The organism is Serratia sp. Tan611 (assembly GCF_905188235.1).
GTDB classification, from domain to species: Bacteria; Pseudomonadota; Gammaproteobacteria; order Enterobacterales; family Enterobacteriaceae; genus Serratia_B; species Serratia_B rhizosphaerae.
Map to the genome: position 1 here is coordinate 4,922,768 of NZ_LR994655.1, position 17,281 is coordinate 4,940,048.

The 17,281-nt window shown below is 55.4% G+C and carries 17 protein-coding genes; 16 read left to right on the forward strand and 1 reads right to left on the reverse strand.

The window, feature by feature from the left end; genetic code table 11:
• Positions 1 to 6: 6 nt before the first annotated feature.
• On the reverse strand, positions 7 to 999 hold the full coding sequence (gene asnA / locus TAN611_RS23235) for an aspartate--ammonia ligase (RefSeq protein ID WP_105233135.1): 993 nt from the start codon (positions 997 to 999) through the stop codon (positions 7 to 9).
• 154 nt (positions 1,000 to 1,153) lie between these two features.
• Between asnA and asnC the strand changes: the two genes are divergently transcribed.
• From asnC to TAN611_RS23315, 16 genes are all read left to right on the forward strand, one after another.
• Positions 1,154 to 1,615 (forward strand): transcriptional regulator AsnC, encoded by a 462-nt coding sequence (gene asnC, locus TAN611_RS23240; protein WP_015962426.1) that lies wholly within the window; start codon positions 1,154 to 1,156, stop codon positions 1,613 to 1,615.
• A gap of 96 nt (positions 1,616 to 1,711) precedes the next feature.
• Positions 1,712 to 2,152: an FMN-binding protein MioC gene (mioC, locus tag TAN611_RS23245; RefSeq protein ID WP_111737985.1), complete on the forward strand. Its 441-nt coding sequence runs from the start codon at positions 1,712 to 1,714 to the stop codon at positions 2,150 to 2,152.
• 381 nt (positions 2,153 to 2,533) lie between these two features.
• Entirely contained in the window at positions 2,534 to 4,423 is a 1,890-nt protein-coding gene (gene mnmG, locus TAN611_RS23250) for a tRNA uridine-5-carboxymethylaminomethyl(34) synthesis enzyme MnmG (RefSeq protein WP_203067062.1), read from the forward strand.
• A 125-nt stretch (positions 4,424 to 4,548) separates the two neighbouring features.
• Positions 4,549 to 5,169, forward strand: coding sequence for a 16S rRNA (guanine(527)-N(7))-methyltransferase RsmG (rsmG, locus tag TAN611_RS23255; protein ID WP_187043863.1), 621 nt, complete (start codon positions 4,549 to 4,551; stop codon positions 5,167 to 5,169).
• A 642-nt stretch (positions 5,170 to 5,811) separates the two neighbouring features.
• Complete coding sequence (atpI, locus tag TAN611_RS23260; protein WP_105233139.1) at positions 5,812 to 6,195, forward strand: F0F1 ATP synthase subunit I; 384 nt, start codon at positions 5,812 to 5,814, stop codon at positions 6,193 to 6,195.
• A gap of 20 nt (positions 6,196 to 6,215) precedes the next feature.
• Positions 6,216 to 6,995 carry a F0F1 ATP synthase subunit A gene (atpB, locus tag TAN611_RS23265; protein ID WP_015962431.1) on the forward strand — a complete coding sequence of 260 codons (780 nt, stop codon included), beginning with the start codon at positions 6,216 to 6,218 and terminating at the stop codon, positions 6,993 to 6,995.
• Between the two features lie 50 nt (positions 6,996 to 7,045).
• A complete protein-coding gene (gene atpE, locus TAN611_RS23270; protein WP_004093904.1) occupies positions 7,046 to 7,285 on the forward strand; it encodes a F0F1 ATP synthase subunit C in 240 nt (79 codons plus the stop codon).
• A 59-nt stretch (positions 7,286 to 7,344) separates the two neighbouring features.
• On the forward strand, positions 7,345 to 7,815 hold the full coding sequence (gene atpF, locus TAN611_RS23275) for a F0F1 ATP synthase subunit B (protein ID WP_015962432.1): 471 nt from the start codon (positions 7,345 to 7,347) through the stop codon (positions 7,813 to 7,815).
• Between the two features lie 14 nt (positions 7,816 to 7,829).
• Positions 7,830 to 8,363, forward strand: a complete 534-nt coding sequence (gene atpH / locus TAN611_RS23280) for a F0F1 ATP synthase subunit delta (protein ID WP_105233140.1) — start codon at positions 7,830 to 7,832, stop codon at positions 8,361 to 8,363.
• Positions 8,364 to 8,375: 12 nt separating this feature from the next.
• On the forward strand, positions 8,376 to 9,917 hold the full coding sequence (gene atpA, locus TAN611_RS23285) for a F0F1 ATP synthase subunit alpha (RefSeq protein WP_111737988.1): 1,542 nt from the start codon (positions 8,376 to 8,378) through the stop codon (positions 9,915 to 9,917).
• Between the two features lie 57 nt (positions 9,918 to 9,974).
• Positions 9,975 to 10,838 carry a F0F1 ATP synthase subunit gamma gene (gene atpG / locus TAN611_RS23290; RefSeq protein ID WP_105233142.1) on the forward strand — a complete coding sequence of 288 codons (864 nt, stop codon included), beginning with the start codon at positions 9,975 to 9,977 and terminating at the stop codon, positions 10,836 to 10,838.
• 156 nt (positions 10,839 to 10,994) lie between these two features.
• Entirely contained in the window at positions 10,995 to 12,377 is a 1,383-nt protein-coding gene (atpD, locus tag TAN611_RS23295; protein WP_105233143.1) for a F0F1 ATP synthase subunit beta, read from the forward strand.
• Positions 12,378 to 12,397: 20 nt separating this feature from the next.
• Positions 12,398 to 12,817, forward strand: a complete 420-nt coding sequence (locus TAN611_RS23300; RefSeq protein ID WP_004933814.1) for a F0F1 ATP synthase subunit epsilon — start codon at positions 12,398 to 12,400, stop codon at positions 12,815 to 12,817.
• A 279-nt stretch (positions 12,818 to 13,096) separates the two neighbouring features.
• Positions 13,097 to 14,470 (forward strand): bifunctional UDP-N-acetylglucosamine diphosphorylase/glucosamine-1-phosphate N-acetyltransferase GlmU, encoded by a 1,374-nt coding sequence (glmU, locus tag TAN611_RS23305; protein ID WP_203067063.1) that lies wholly within the window; start codon positions 13,097 to 13,099, stop codon positions 14,468 to 14,470.
• A gap of 197 nt (positions 14,471 to 14,667) precedes the next feature.
• Entirely contained in the window at positions 14,668 to 16,497 is a 1,830-nt protein-coding gene (gene glmS / locus TAN611_RS23310) for a glutamine--fructose-6-phosphate transaminase (isomerizing) (protein ID WP_105233145.1), read from the forward strand.
• A 116-nt stretch (positions 16,498 to 16,613) separates the two neighbouring features.
• The gene (locus TAN611_RS23315; protein ID WP_203067064.1) at positions 16,614 to 17,270 is read left to right on the forward strand and encodes an O-methyltransferase; all 657 of its coding nucleotides are present in this window, start codon (positions 16,614 to 16,616) and stop codon (positions 17,268 to 17,270) included.
• Positions 17,271 to 17,281: the final 11 nt, after the last annotated feature.

The window sequence follows — 17,281 nt, forward strand, 5'->3', positions numbered from 1 at the left end:
CTGGCGTTACAGCAGGCCTTCCACGCTTTCACGCACTTCCGGCGACCATACGCCGCACTGCACCTGACCGATATGCGACAGTTGCAGCAGCAGCATCACCAGGCGCGACTGACCAATACCACCGCCGATGGTCTGCGGCATTTCACCTTTCAGCAGCGACTGATGCCACTCCAGCTGCAGGCGATCTTCATCTTCCGTCAGGGCCAGCTGGCGCTGCAATGCGGCGGCGTCAACGCGGATCCCCATTGAAGATAGCTCGAACGCGTCTTCCAGCACCGGGTTCCACACCAGAATATCGCCGTTGAGGCCGGACAGTCCTTCAAAGCTGGTGGTGCTCCAGTCATCATAATCCGGCGCACGCACGTCGTGAGAGCGGCCATGCGACAGCTTGCCGCCGATGCCGATCAGGAATACCGCGCCCAGCTCTTTGGCAATCGCCCGCTCACGCCCTTTAGCGTCCAGTTCGGGGAAACGCTGCAGCAACGCTTCGCTGTGCACGAAGTGAATCTGTTCCGGCAGGAACGGCGCCAGCCCATATTCGCGACTGACCGCCGCTTCCGTTTCCTTGATAGCGCTATAGAGGCTGCGTACGGTGCTTTTCAGGTGATCCAGGTTGCGTTCGCCATCCCCCATCACCCGCTCCCAGTCCCACTGGTCGACATACACCGAGTGGATGGCGCTCAGGCGATCTTCATCCGGGCGCAGTGCCTTCATATGGGTATACAGGCCCTCACCGGCGCTGAAATCATGGGCGCCCAGAGTTTTCCGTTTCCATTTAGCCAGGGAATGCACCACTTCAAACGTCGCGTCCGGCAGGGTTTTCACCTTGACCTGCACCGCTTTTTCGCTGCCGGACAGGTTATCCTGCGTACCGTCGCCCAGGCGGCTGAGAATAGGCGCCTGAACCTCAATCAGACCCAGCCGCTGCTCCAGCTGGCGGGAGAAGAACGATTTTACGAAGCTGATTTGTTGTTGTTTTTGGATAAACTGTTTTTTCATTGCCGTATCTCTTAAATCCTGTCTCTGTTGCTGATGATTAAGCAACACAACAGCGCCTCAATTCAATATCCATCAAACAATATTGCGCTTTGACTTTTAATCGTTCATTTTTAAGCGGTGATAATTCAATAAACCATAATTTATGGGGGATAAAATGGCGGAAATTTATCAGATCGATAATCTCGATCGCGGCATTCTCAACGCGCTGATGGCTAACGCGCGTACGCCTTATGCCGAACTGGCAAAAACCTTTGCCGTCAGCCCGGGGACCATTCACGTACGCGTCGAGAAGATGAAACAGGCCGGCATCATTACCGGCGCCCGGGTCGATGTGAACCCCAAACAGCTGGGCTACGACGTCTGCTGCTTTATCGGCATCATATTAAAGAGCGCCAAAGACTACCCTTCCGCCCTGAGCAAACTGGAAAGCCTGGAAGAAGTGGTCGAGGCCTACTACACCACCGGCCATTACAGCGTGTTTATCAAGGTGATGTGCCGCTCGATCGATGCGCTGCAACAGGTACTTATCAACAAGATCCAAACGATTGACGAAATTCAGTCGACGGAAACGCTGATCTCGCTGCAGAACCCCATTATGCGCACCATCGTCCCGTGACGGATTTTTACTATACCCATATTATCCACAGGTAGATCCCTGGCGATTCACAGCGTACAATGCAGCCTCTTTGCAGCAGGTTGAGATCATTCATTCATGGCAGACATTACTCTGATCAGCGGCAGTACGCTTGGCAGTGCTGAATATGTGGCGGAACATCTGGCCGAAAAACTGGAAGACGCCGGTTTTTCCACCGAGATGCTGCACGGGCCTGAACTGGATGAACTGACGCAGTCCGGACGCTGGCTGGTGGTCACCTCCACCCACGGCGCCGGCGAACTGCCGGATAATCTGCAACCGCTGTGGGATGAGATCTCCGAACGCCAGCCTGATTTATCCGAGGTGCAGTTCGGCGCAGTCGGTCTAGGTAGTTCGGAATACGATACCTTCTGCGGCGCGATCAAACAGATCGACGATCTGTTACAGGCTCGTGGCGCAAAAAGGATCGGCGATCGCCTGGAGATCGACGTGACGCAGCACGACATTCCGGAAGATCCGGCGGAAGAATGGCTGAAAAGTTGGGTTAATTTACTCTGATTCGTTCAAAGATCGTGCGAACGATTGTGTATAACTAAGCTTAAAAGCAGGGTAAAAGCGGTAGTTATCCAAATAACAACTGCCGTATGCTTTTTGTCCTGTGCATAACTAGCCATTTAGATCCCAGCTTATCAGCGTCAGGATCACCGATCATTCACAGTAAACGATCCTTCCTAATTTCATGATCTCTATCGTGAATACGCGGTTATCCACAGAGGATCGCGATCCTAATAAGAGATCTAATAAAGAGATCTTTAAATAAAAAGATCTTCTTTTAATTACCTGACGATCCGTACCGCTTGGTCGATCGTCTAAACTTGAGTAGAATCCCCCACCCCAGGGCAAACAACGATCGTTCGCAATACGGCGAGGTGCAGTTCCATGTTTTATCCAGAGCAGTTTGACGTCATTATCATCGGCGGCGGCCATGCCGGCACCGAAGCGGCAATGGCCGCGGCAAGAATGGGGCGTCAAACCTTATTACTGACGCACAATATTGATACGCTGGGGCAAATGTCTTGCAACCCGGCGATCGGCGGTATTGGTAAAGGGCATCTGGTTAAGGAAATTGATGCACTGGGCGGCCTGATGGCTACGGCGATCGACCATGCCGGCATTCAGTTTAGGATACTAAACGCCAGCAAAGGCCCTGCGGTACGCGCTACCCGCGCCCAGGCCGACCGCGTGCTCTATCGCCAGGCCGTACGCACTGCCTTGGAGAGCCAGCCCAACCTGATGATCTTCCAGCAGCCGGTAGAAGATCTTATCGTTGAGAACGATCACGTTGTCGGCGCCGTTACGCAAATGGGGCTGAAGTTCCGCGCTAAAGCAGTGGTGCTCACCGTGGGGACATTCCTCGACGGCAAAATTCATATCGGCCTGGAAAACTACAGCGGCGGCCGTGCCGGCGATCCGCCTGCCATTTCACTGTCGCAGCGTCTGCGTGAACTGCCGCTGCGGGTTGACCGTCTGAAAACCGGCACTCCGCCGCGCATTGACGCCCGCACCATTGATTTCAGCGTGCTGGCCGAACAGCACGGCGACACGCCGACGCCGGTATTTTCGTTTATGGGAAATGCCGACCAGCATCCGCGTCAGGTGCCGTGCTATATCACCCATACCAATGAAAAAACCCATGACGTGATCCGCAGCAACCTCGATCGCAGCCCGATGTACGCCGGGATCATCGAAGGGATCGGCCCACGTTACTGTCCGTCGATCGAAGATAAAGTGATGCGCTTTGCCGATCGCAACGCACACCAGATCTTCCTCGAGCCGGAAGGGCTGACCAGCAACGAAATCTACCCGAACGGTATTTCCACCAGTCTGCCGTTCGACGTACAGATGCAGATCGTCCGCTCGATGGAAGGGATGCAAAATGCCCGCATTATTCGTCCGGGTTACGCTATTGAGTATGATTTCTTCGATCCGCGCGATTTGAAGCCGACGCTGGAAAGCAAATTTATTCAGGGCCTGTTCTTTGCCGGTCAGATTAACGGCACCACCGGTTACGAAGAAGCCGGTGCGCAGGGGCTGCTGGCCGGTTTGAATGCCGGACGTTACGCCAGCGAAGACGAAGGCTGGGCGCCGCGTCGCGATCAGGCCTACCTTGGCGTGCTGGTGGACGATCTGTGCACGCTGGGCACCAAAGAGCCGTACCGCATGTTCACCTCACGGGCGGAATATCGTCTGATGCTGCGTGAAGACAACGCCGATCTGCGTCTGACGGAAAAAGGCCGCGAGCTGGGCCTGGTGGATGATGTCCGCTGGGCGCGCTATAACGACAAACTCGAACAGATCGAGCGCGAGCGTCAGCGCCTGCGCGACGTTTGGCTGCACCCGCATTCGGAAAACGTTGAGCAAGTCAACAAACTGCTGAAAACGCCGCTGTCGCGCGAAGCTAATGGTGAAGAACTGCTGCGCCGTCCGGAAATGGATTACGCACTGCTGACCTCGATCGACGCTTTCCAGCCGCCGTTGGCCGATATTCAGGCCGCCGAGCAGGTGGAAATTCAGGTGAAATACGAAGGCTATATCGCCCGTCAGCAGGAAGAGATCGAGCGCCAGCAGCGCAACGAGAACACCTTGCTGCCGCTTGACCTGGACTACCATCAGGTTTCCGGGCTGTCGAACGAAGTCATCGCCAAGCTCAACGATCACAAACCTACCTCCATCGGACAGGCATCGCGCATCTCGGGGATTACTCCTGCGGCGATCTCTATTCTGCTGGTGTGGTTGAAGAAGCAAGGCCTGCTGCGCCGCAGCGCATAAATCTGCATTTTCGGCGGTCGATTGCCCAATGGATAGGCAATTGGCCGCTGACATCATTTTCAGCCTGAATTATCATAGCCCTTCGCCATCTTCGGCGGATTTCGCGTTGGTCAGAGGACTCCATTGTGGACAAAAAGTTAGACTCGCTGCTGGCTGCAGCCGGTATTTCGCTTCCCGATCGTCAAAAACAGCAGTTGCTGGGCTATGTCGGCATGCTGGATAAGTGGAACAAGGCGTACAATCTGACCTCTGTGCGCGATCCGCAGCAAATGCTGGTCCGCCATATTCTCGACAGCATCGTGGTTAACCCGCACCTTGAAGGCTCACGCTTTATTGATGTCGGCACTGGCCCAGGTCTGCCCGGCATTCCACTGGCCATTGTGCGTCCGGATGCGCATTTTACGCTGCTCGACAGCCTGGGTAAGCGGGTGCGTTTTCTGCGGCAGGTACAGCACGAGCTGGGGCTGACCAATATCGAGCCGGTACAGAGCCGGGTGGAAGAATTCCCGGCCGAGCCGCCGTTTGACGGCGTAATCAGTCGCGCATTCGCCTCACTGCAGGATATGCTGACCTGGTGCCGCCATCTGCCGGCGCAAGGGCAGGGGCGCTTTTATGCGCTGAAGGGCGTCCGTCCTGACGAAGAGCTGGATGCATTGCCAGAGGGTATTGCGCTTGAAGAGGTGGTGCGTTTGCAGGTGCCGGAATTGGAAGGCGAACGTCATCTGGTGGTGCTTAAGGCAAACTGAGTTTGTTTTTGATCAAACAGACGGCAGATTGAACCTTGCTACATATGTAAAAATAAGCAGACTAATTAACTGGCCGCTTTTTTTAGTTAATTTACTTTTTTTTAACACAAAGGCAGCAGTTAATTAGCGAAAATACCCTAATTACGTGTAGTAATTGTCACGTTAGCAATTATGTGAATAAGATCGCCTTTTGCTGCTGTTGTTAACGCGTAATAACAATATTCTTTCTGTGGATGTCAACGAAAGGTTTTTAGCGGGTATAAAGATTGTTTTTGAACGGTTAAATTATACCATTTTGATTTATAAAACATTTTTATCGCCCTAATCGCTAAAGACGTTTTATGCGCACATGGGTTATAAATCGAACGTTAGCCCTATTGTTGTGATCAATTGCACGTTTTAGTGTGCAACAGAGGAATAATCGGACAATAAAATCGAGGTATTATTCCGCCTATTTTCTTGCGAAAATAGTCTGAATTTGGTGAATTTAAATAATTGTTCACCTTTTCGCTACTTATCGATTGAATTCGTTGAAGTGACCCGTATAATTTGCTCGTTTTTTGCTGCTTGACTCTATGCAGCAAAGACAGTGTCATACGTCACTCAGCATACCCCCTTAGGGGTACGGAGAGAACAAACGTCATGTCTGTGTCCCTTTACAGCGGGAAAGTCGCACGCAAACTGCTGTTTTTGCAGTTTATGACTTTTGTTCTGATCAGCGCCGCCTTCGGTTTCAAGGGGCTGGCGTGGGGCGTTTCGGCGTTGGCAGGCGGACTTGCCGCCTGGCTGCCAAGCGTCATGTTTATGCTGTTTGCCTTGCGCCACCAGGCGCAGACGCCGGCGCCCGGTCGGGTTGCCTGGTCGTTCGCCATTGGCGAGGGGCTAAAGGTCGTGATCACCATCTTTTTGCTGATCGTGGCGCTTGGGGTGTTCAAAGCGGAATTTATGCCGCTTGGCCTGACCTATTTAGCGGTGTTAGTGGTGCAGATAGTGGCACCAGCCGTGATTAACAGTTACCGAACTTAACTAAAAGGGTAAGAGGCATCATGTCTGCAGGAGAAGTCTTGACTCCACAGGAGTATATCGGTCACCACCTGACGCAGCTTCAGGTCGGGACGGGGTTCTGGTCGATTAACATCGACTCGATGTTTTTCTCCGTCGTCCTCGGGGCGCTCTTCCTGGTGATCTTCCGCAAAGTGGCCAAAAACGCCACCAGCGGTGTGCCGGGTAAACTGCAAACCGCAGTGGAACTGGTGGTTGGGTTCGTCGACAGCAGCGTGCGCGACATGTATCACGGCAAGAGCAAGGTGATTGCTCCGCTGGCGTTGACCGTGTTCGTCTGGGTCTTCCTGATGAACCTGATGGATTTGCTGCCTATCGATTTCCTGCCGTATATCGGCGAACACGTTCTCGGCCTGCCTGCGCTGCGCGTAGTGCCTACCGCCGATGTCAACGTGACGCTGTCTATGGCGCTGGGCGTGTTTATCCTGATTCTGTTCTACAGCATCAAAATGAAAGGCGTTGGTGGGTTCGTTAAAGAGTTGACCATGCAGCCGTTCAACCACCCTGTATTCATTCCGATTAACCTGATTCTTGAAGGTGTCAGCCTGCTGTCCAAGCCTGTTTCACTGGGCCTGCGACTGTTTGGCAACATGTATGCGGGTGAGTTGATCTTCATCCTGATTGCCGGCCTGTTGCCGTGGTGGTCACAGTGGGTCCTGAGCTTGCCTTGGGCTATCTTCCACATCCTGATTATTACGCTTCAAGCCTTTATTTTCATGGTTCTGACGATCGTCTATCTGTCGATGGCGTCTGAAGAGCACTGATTTTTCCTAAAACACTTGCATTTATAAACTGAAACAAACTGGAGACTGTCATGGAAAACCTGAGTATGGATCTGCTGTACATGGCTGCCGCTGTGATGATGGGCTTAGCGGCAATCGGTGCTGCGATCGGTATCGGCATCCTGGGTGGTAAATTCTTGGAAGGTGCAGCGCGTCAGCCTGACCTGATTCCTCTGCTGCGTACACAGTTCTTTATCGTTATGGGTCTGGTTGACGCCATCCCGATGATCGCTGTTGGTCTGGGTCTGTACGTGATGTTCGCCGTCGCGTAAGCAGAGAAACGCTCTGCCGACTTACCCACACTCATTAACTTTAAAAGAGGCATTGTGCTGTGAATCTTAACGCAACAATCCTCGGCCAGGCCATCGCGTTCGTCCTGTTTGTCTGGTTCTGCATGAAGTATGTATGGCCGCCAATTATGGCTGCCATCGAGAAGCGTCAGAAAGAAATTGCTGACGGTCTCGCTTCTGCAGAGCGTGCCAAAAAAGATTTGGACTTGGCGCAAGCCAATGCGAGCGACCAGCTGAAAACTGCTAAAGCAGAAGCTCAGGTGATCATTGAGCAAGCGAACAAGCGCAAAGCTCAGATCATGGATGAAGCGAAAGCCGAAGCCGAGCAGGAACGTAACAAAATCGTGGCGCAGGCTCAGGCTGAGATCGAAGCTGAACGTAAGCGCGCTCGTGAAGAGTTGCGTAAGCAAGTCGCGATGCTGGCTATCGCCGGCGCCGAGAAGATCATCGAACGTTCCGTGGATGAAGCTGCTAACAGCGACATCGTTGATAAACTGGTCGCTGAACTGTAAGGAGGGAGGGGCTGATGTCTGAATTTGTTACTGTAGCTCGCCCCTACGCCAAAGCAGCTTTTGACTTTGCCGTTGAGCACCAAAGCGTAGAACGCTGGCAGCAGATGCTGGCGTTTGCTGCTGAAGTCACTCGCAACGAACAGATTTCCGAACTGCTGTCCGGCGCTGTTGCACCGGAAACGCTGTCGAATACGTTCACCGCGGTTTGTGGCGATCAACTCGACGAAAATGGCCAAAACCTTATTCGCGTTATGGCCGAAAATGGGCGTTTACTGGCGCTTCCTGACGTAGTGCAGCAGTTCGTTGAACTGCGCGCCGCGCTGGAATCCACCGTCGAAGTCGAGGTGCTCTCTTCAAGCGCACTGAATGACGAACAGCAGGCCAAGATTGCCGCTGCGATGGAAAAACGTCTGTCACGCAAAGTTAAGCTGAATTGCAAAATTGACAAGTCTGTACTGGCCGGCGTGGTTATCCGCGCAGGCGACATGGTGATCGATGGCAGCGTACGCGGCCGTCTTGAACGCCTGGCAGACGTCTTGCAGTCTTAAGGGGACTGGAGCATGCAACTGAATTCCACCGAAATCAGCGAACTGATCAAGCAGCGCATTGCTCAGTTCAATGTAGTGAGCGAAGCTCACAATGAAGGTACTATCGTTTCCGTCAGCGACGGAATCATCCGCGTACACGGCCTGGCCGATGTTATGCAGGGCGAGATGATCGCACTGCCAGGCAACCGTTACGCAATCGCATTGAACCTGGAGCGCGACTCCGTAGGTGCCGTCGTCATGGGTCCGTATGCGGACCTGGCTGAAGGCATGAAGGTAAAATGCACCGGCCGTATCCTGGAAGTTCCAGTCGGCCGCGGCCTGCTGGGCCGCGTGGTTAACACCCTGGGCGCGCCTATCGACGGCAAGGGCCCGGTTGAGCACGACGGTTTCTCCCCGGTTGAGACCATTGCACCGGGCGTTATCGACCGTCAGTCGGTCGACCAGCCGGTACAGACCGGTTATAAATCCGTTGATGCCATGATTCCAATCGGCCGTGGTCAGCGTGAGCTGGTGATCGGTGACCGTCAGACCGGTAAAACCGCGCTGGCGATCGATGCGATCATCAACCAACGCGATTCCGGCATTAAGTGCGTCTACGTGGCTATCGGCCAGAAAGCGTCCACCATTTCTAACGTGGTGCGTAAACTGGAAGAACACGGCGCGCTGGCCAACACCATCGTTGTGGTGGCTACCGCTTCTGAATCCGCTGCACTGCAATACCTGGCGCCATATGCCGGTTGCGCAATGGGCGAATACTTCCGTGACCGCGGTGAAGATGCGCTGATCGTATACGATGACCTGTCCAAACAGGCCGTTGCCTACCGTCAGATCTCCCTGCTGCTGCGTCGTCCGCCAGGTCGTGAAGCATACCCAGGTGACGTATTCTACCTGCACTCCCGTTTGCTGGAGCGTGCAGCGCGCGTTAGCGCCGACTATGTTGAAGCTTTCACCAAGGGTGAAGTGAAAGGCCAGACCGGTTCTCTGACCGCGCTGCCGATCATCGAAACTCAGGCGGGTGACGTTTCCGCGTTCGTTCCGACCAACGTAATCTCGATTACCGATGGTCAGATCTTCCTGGAATCCAACCTGTTCAACTCCGGTATTCGTCCGGCAGTTAACCCGGGTATCTCCGTATCCCGTGTTGGTGGTGCAGCGCAGACCAAGATCATGAAGAAACTGTCCGGCGGCATCCGTACCGCGCTGGCGCAGTATCGTGAACTGGCGGCATTCTCTCAGTTCGCTTCCGATCTGGATGATGCAACCCGCAAGCAGCTGAACCACGGCCAGAAAGTGACTGAACTGCTGAAGCAGAAACAGTACGCGCCAATGTCCGTCGCACAACAGTCTCTGGTGCTGTACGCTGCAGAACGCGGCTACCTGGAAGACGTTGAAGTCGCCAAGGTAGTGAGCTTCGAAGCTGCACTGGTTGCTTACGCGGATCGCGAACACGCCGAGCTGCTGAACCACATCAACCAAACTGGTAATTTCAACGATGAGATCGAGGGCAAACTGAAAAACGTCCTCGAAACCTTCAAGAAAACCCAGTCCTGGTAACGCGCAGCGGCCTGCAGTTGAAAGACAGCAGGCCGCTGGCAATGAGGAGAAGCAGAGATGGCCGGCGCAAAAGAGATACGTAGTAAGATCGGCAGCGTGCAAAACACGCAGAAGATCACTAAAGCGATGGAGATGGTCGCCGCCTCCAAAATGCGTAAATCGCAGGATCGCATGGCGGCCAGCCGTCCTTATGCAGAGACCATGCGCAAAGTGATTGGTCACCTTGCGTTGGGGAATCTGGAATATAAACACCCGTACCTGGAAGAGCGTGATGTTAAGCGCGTCGGGTATCTGGTGGTGTCGACTGACCGTGGTCTCTGCGGCGGCTTGAACATCAACCTGTTCAAAAAGCTGCTGGCGGAGATGAAAGGCTGGTCCGAAAAAGGCGTTGAAACTGATTTGGCGCTGATTGGCTCTAAAGCCGTTTCTTTCTTTGGTTCCGTGGGCGGCAACGTGGTTGCCCAGGTGACCGGCATGGGGGATAAACCTTCCCTGTCGGATCTGATCGGGCCGGTGAAAGTGATGCTGCAGGCCTACGACGAAGGTCGTTTGGACAAGCTGTACATTGTCAGCAACAAATTTGTTAATACGATGTCCCAGGAGCCGCAGGTTCTTCAGTTGCTGCCGCTGCCGCCTGCCGATGACGGCGAGCTGAAGAAGACAGCCTGGGATTACCTGTATGAACCCGATCCAAAAGTGCTGCTTGATACCTTGCTGCGCCGCTATGTGGAATCGCAAGTTTATCAGGGCGTCGTGGAAAACCTGGCCAGTGAGCAGGCCGCGCGAATGGTAGCGATGAAAGCCGCGACCGATAACGGCGGTAGCCTGATCAAAGAGCTGCAGTTGGTATACAACAAGGCACGTCAGGCCAGCATCACTCAGGAACTCACCGAAATCGTTTCGGGAGCCTCCGCGGTTTAACCAGGTTATTACCCTAAGTAGTTCAGATTGCAGGAAGGCGGCAACTGAGCGAGTCCCCAGGCGCTTACTTGAGTAAGCAACTGGGAGGAAAGAAAGCCGTCAACGCATCTGCAGTTTGAAATACGACGGGTAAACGAATTACGTAGAGGATTCAAGATGGCTACTGGAAAGATTATCCAGGTAATCGGCGCCGTGGTGGACGTCGAGTTCCCTCAGGATGCCGTACCAAAAGTGTACGATGCCCTTGAGGTAGAAAACGGTAACGAAAAACTGGTGCTGGAAGTTCAGCAGCAGCTGGGCGGCGGCGTTGTACGCTGTATCGCCATGGGTACTTCCGACGGTCTGCGTCGCGGTCTGAAAGTTAACGACCTGCAGCACCCGATCGAAGTACCAGTAGGTAAAGCAACGCTGGGTCGTATCATGAACGTATTGGGTCAGCCAATCGACATGAAAGGCGACATCGGCGAAGAAGAACGTTGGGCGATTCACCGCGCGGCGCCAAGCTACGAAGAACTGTCCAGCTCTCAGGATCTGCTGGAAACCGGTATCAAGGTAATGGACCTGATCTGCCCGTTCGCCAAGGGTGGTAAAGTTGGTCTGTTCGGTGGTGCGGGCGTAGGTAAAACCGTAAACATGATGGAGCTGATCCGTAACATCGCGATCGAGCACTCCGGTTACTCTGTGTTTGCGGGCGTGGGTGAGCGTACTCGTGAGGGTAACGACTTCTACCACGAAATGACCGACTCCAACGTACTGGACAAAGTTTCCCTGGTTTACGGCCAGATGAACGAGCCGCCGGGTAACCGTCTGCGCGTTGCACTGACCGGCCTGACCATGGCGGAAAAATTCCGTGATGAAGGCCGTGACGTTCTGCTGTTCGTGGATAACATCTACCGTTACACCCTGGCGGGTACCGAAGTGTCCGCACTGCTCGGCCGTATGCCATCCGCGGTAGGTTATCAGCCAACGCTGGCGGAAGAGATGGGCGTTCTGCAGGAACGTATCACCTCGACCAAGACCGGTTCTATCACCTCCGTACAGGCCGTTTACGTCCCTGCGGATGACTTGACTGACCCGTCTCCAGCCACCACCTTTGCGCACTTGGACGCAACCGTGGTACTGAGCCGTAACATCGCTTCCCTGGGTATCTACCCGGCCGTTGACCCGCTGGATTCCACCAGCCGTCAGCTGGACCCGCTGGTTGTGGGTCAGGAACACTACGACGTTGCGCGTGGCGTGCAGTCTATCCTGCAGCGCTACCAGGAACTGAAGGACATCATCGCGATTCTGGGTATGGACGAACTGTCTGAAGAAGACAAACTGGTCGTATCCCGCGCGCGTAAAATCCAGCGCTTCCTGTCTCAGCCGTTCTTCGTGGCAGAAGTCTTCACCGGCGCGCCGGGCAAGTTCGTATCGCTGAAAGATACCATCCGTGGTTTCAAAGGCATTATGGACGGCGACTACGACCACCTGCCGGAGCAGGCGTTCTACATGGTTGGCACCATTGAAGAAGCAGTGGAAAAAGCCAAGAAACTGTAACGCCTTGAGAGGAGGGTGATATGGCTATGACTTACCATCTGGATGTTGTCAGCGCGGAAAAACAGATGTTTTCCGGCCTGGTGCAGAAGATCCAGGTGACAGGCAGCGAAGGCGAACTGGGTATTTTCCCGGGGCATGCGCCGCTGCTGACTGCCATCAAGCCTGGCATGGTGCGTATTGTTAAACAGCACGGTGAAGAAGAGTTCATCTACCTGTCTGGCGGTATCCTTGAGGTACAGCCAAGCGTGGTGACCGTGCTGGCGGACACTGCCATCCGTGGAACGGACCTCGATGAAGCCAGAGCGCTGGAAGCCAAGCGCAAAGCTGAAGAGCATATCCGTAGCTCTCATGGTGATGTCGACTATGCTCAGGCATCCGCTGAGCTGGCGAAGGCGATCGCGAAACTGCGCGTTATCGAACTCACCAGAAAAGCGATGTAAGCAATACCGAAATAAGAAAGCGACCCAATGCGGTCGCTTTTTTTTTGCATTAAAATAAGCGTTTGACCCTGCTTATCGTTGCGGCGTATTCGAGCAGGCGGCGGCGGTATTGTGTCTCCGAACGCCGACAGTTTGCCAGCTGTGGAATCGGATTGCGCCGAATGACGGCGCGCCTAGAGCCACGCGGCTTAGCTCGGCTTCGTGCAGAGAAATATGTAGTAATTTCGATGCTAAACGGTTTTACTTTCGTCTATTAAAATTGGAGTTATCAGGTTGCTTATGTCGAACAGCGCAATGAGTGTAGTGATCCTCGCCGCGGGCAAGGGAACGCGTATGTATTCCGACCTGCCCAAGGTTTTGCATCCGCTGGCGGGTAAACCGATGGTGCAGCACGTTATTGATGCCGCGATGAAGCTGGGGGCGAAGAATGTCCACCTGGTTTATGGTCATGGCGGTGAACTGCTGCAAAGCACGCTGAATAACGCAGAGCTGAACTGGGTGCTGCAGGCTGAGCAACTGGGCACCGGCCATGCGATGCAGCAGGCGGCGCCGCACTTTGCCGATGATGAAGACGTGCTGATGCTGTACGGCGACGTACCGCTGATCTCCGTCGAGACGCTGACGCGTCTGCTGGCGGGCAAGCCGCAGGGCGGCATTGGCCTGCTGACCGTCAAGCTGAACGACCCGACCGGCTATGGCCGCATCGTGCGTGAACAGGACGACGTGGTCGGCATTGTTGAACATAAGGACGCCAGCGAACAGCAGCGTCAGATTAACGAGATCAATACCGGTATTCTGGTGGCCAACGGCGGCGATCTGAAACGCTGGTTAGGCATGCTGAGCAACGATAACGCGCAGGGTGAATATTACATCACGGATATCATCGCGCTGGCTCATGCCGACGGTAAGAAAATCGAAGCGGTGCATCCTGATCGCCTGAGTGAAGTTGAGGGCGTGAACAACCGCCTGCAGCTGGCGACGCTTGAGCGCATCTACCAGGCCGAACAGGCGGAAAAACTGCTGCTGGCCGGCGTGATGCTGCTGGACCCGGCGCGTTTCGACCTGCGCGGCGAGCTGACGCACGGGCGCGACGTGCTGATTGACGCCAACGTCATCGTTGAAGGACAGGTACAGCTGGGCAACCGGGTGAAAATCGGCGCCGGCTGCGTGCTGAAAAACTGCGTGATCGGCGATGACTGCGAAATAAGCCCTTACAGCGTGGTCGAAGACGCGGTATTGGCGGCTGATTGCACCGTCGGTCCGTTTGCCCGACTGCGTCCCGGCGCGGAACTGGCGCAAGGCGCGCACGTTGGCAACTTTGTCGAGATGAAAAAGGCGCGCCTGGGCGTGGGCTCCAAGGCGGGACACCTCAGCTATCTGGGCGATGCGGTGATTGGCGACGACGTGAATATCGGCGCCGGCACCATTACCTGCAACTACGACGGCGCCAACAAGCATCAAACCATTATCGGCGACGGGGTGTTTGTCGGTTCCGATACGCAGCTGGTGGCGCCGGTCACGGTGGCCAAAGGGGCGACGATTGCCGCCGGCACCACGGTCACGCGCAACATTGCGGAAGATGAGCTGGTGCTGAGCCGGGTGAAGCAGGTGCACATCCAGGGCTGGCAGCGTCCGACCAAAGCGAAAAAGTAAAAATAAGGATGGCCGTTATGCGGCCATCCTGTGTTTTGCACTGCCTTTTCGCGGCAGAAGGCAGCGCAAAACATATAAGTCCTCTTCAGAGGATCATCCCCATTCTCTACAAGGCTCGGGGCGCACGGTAATAACCGGCAAAAAATCAGGTCAGGCATCGAAGCGTCCGAAAAGACGCTTAATTAGGAATAGAATCCATGTGTGGAATTGTAGGCGCAGTAGCGCAACGTGATATTGCAGAGATCCTGTTGGAAGGCTTACGCCGTCTTGAATACCGTGGTTATGACTCGGCCGGGCTGGCGGTCGTCGACGCCGAGGGCCACCTTAACCGCGTGCGTCGCGTAGGTAAAGTCAACGCGCTGGCGGAAGCGGTAGAGCAGCAACCTTTGCACGGCGGCACCGGCATCGCGCACACCCGTTGGGCGACCCACGGCGAACCGACCGAAGCTAATGCTCACCCGCACGTTTCTGATTACATTTCCGTGGTGCATAACGGCATCATTGAAAATCACGAGCCGCTGCGCGAGCTGTTGATTGAGCGCGGCTACCGCTTTGCGTCTGAAACCGATACCGAGGTGATCGCGCATCTGGTGCACTGGGAGCAGCTGCAGGGCGGCACGCTGCTGGAAGTGGTCAAGCGTGTGATCCCTCAGCTGCGCGGCGCTTACGGTACCGTGGTGATGGACAGCCGCGACCCAAGCGTGCTGGTGGCCGCCCGTTCCGGCAGCCCGCTGGTGATTGGCCGCGGCGTCGGCGAGAACTTTATCGCCTCCGATCAGCTGGCGCTGCTGCCGGTGACCCGTCGCTTCATCTTCCTGGAAGAGGGTGACGTGGTGGAAGTTACCCGCCGCACCGTGGCGATTTTTGACCAGCAGGGCAACCCGGTCGAGCGCGAGGAAATCGAGTCGCAGGTGCAGTACGACGCCGGTGACAAGGGCGCTTACCGCCACTACATGCAAAAAGAGATCTTCGAACAGCCGTTGGCGCTGAAAAACACCCTGGAGGGGCGCTTCAGCAATGGCCAGATCAACCTGAGCGAACTGGGCCCGCAGAGCGAAGCGCTGCTGGCCCAGGTGCAGCACGTGCAGATCATTGCCTGCGGCACCTCCTATCACTCCGGGATGGTGGCGCGCTACTGGTTTGAAGCGCTGGCCGGCGTACCGTGTGACGTAGAGATCGCGTCCGAATTCCGTTACCGCAAATCGGCGGTGCGCCCGGGCAGCCTGATTATCACCCTGTCGCAGTCCGGCGAAACCGCAGATACCCTGGCGGCGCTGCGCCTGTCCAAACAGCTGGGCTACCTGGCGTCGCTGGCGGTGTGCAACGTGGCCGGCTCGTCGCTGGTGCGTGAATCCGATATGGCGCTGATGACCAAGGCCGGCACCGAAATCGGCGTGGCGTCCACCAAGGCCTTTACCACTCAGTTAACCGTGCTGCTGATGCTGGTGGCGCGTCTGGGCCGCCTGAAAGGCATGGCGGAAAGCGTCGAGCACGATATCGTGCATGGCCTGCAGGCGCTGCCTGCACGCATTGAACAGATGCTGTCGCTGGATAAAAACATCGAGGCGCTGGCGGAAGGCTTCTCCGATAAGCATCATGCGCTGTTCCTCGGCCGCGGCGATCAGTACCCGATCGCCATGGAAGGGGCGCTGAAGCTGAAGGAGATCTCCTATATTCACGCCGAGGCCTATGCGGCCGGTGAGCTGAAGCACGGCCCGCTGGCGCTGATTGACGCCGATATGCCGGTGATCGTGGTGGCGCCGAATAACGAGCTGCTGGAAAAACTGAAATCCAACATTGAAGAGGTGCGCGCGCGCGGCGGCCAGCTGTACGTGTTTGCCGATCAGGACGCCGGTTTCGTCAGCAGCGAAGGGATGACCATTATCCCGCTGCCGCACGTGGAAGAGATCGTTGCGCCAATATTCTACACCGTGCCGCTGCAGCTGCTGTCTTATCACGTGGCGCTGATTAAAGGCACCGACGTCGATCAGCCGCGTAACCTGGCGAAGTCGGTAACCGTCGAGTAAAACCGCTGCTTTTTTGCTGATTAATCCGGCGTGCTGTGTAAACGGCGCGCCGGATTTTTTATGGCGGAAGAACGGCTGAACTATACTGAATGCGGTTCAACGATGAGGAGTCAGGTATGCAGCAGTCGTGGCAGGACGTGGATACTTATCTGGAGCGTTGTTTAGCACATCAGGATGATAATTTGGCGCAAACTTTGGCGCTGAACGCCGAGTGTGGTTTACCGGCGTTTGATGTGTCGCCGCTGCAGGGGCAGTTCCTGACGCTGATGGTGCAAATCAGCGGGGCGCGTCGGGTATTGGAGATTGGTACGCTGGGTGGGTACAGCACCCAATATCTTGCCCGCGGGTTGCCGGAGGACGGCCATGTGGTGACGCTGGAAAAAGAGCCGGCCAACGCAGCGGTGGCTCGGGAGAATCTTCAACGCGCCGGCTTGCTGGAGCGGGTGTCGATTGTGGTGGGTGCCGCAGCGCAGACGCTGCCAACGCTACAGTCTCAGCTGCCGTTCGATCTGACGTTTATCGACGCCGATAAACAAAATAGCCTGCTGTACCTGCAGTGGGCGATCAAGCTGAGCCGCACGGGCAGCGTAATTATCATGGATAATGTGGTGCGAGGAGGAGCTATCGTCGCGGCCCAGCGCGATGTTCATGCCGAAGGCATCCGCCAGGCGCTGGAGGCGGTGCAAAATATGCCGGCATTAAGCGGCACCGTATTTCAGACGGTGGGCGAGAAAGGCTGGGACGGTTTCGCAGTCTTGCGCGTGGAAAAGTGAACACCGCGTAA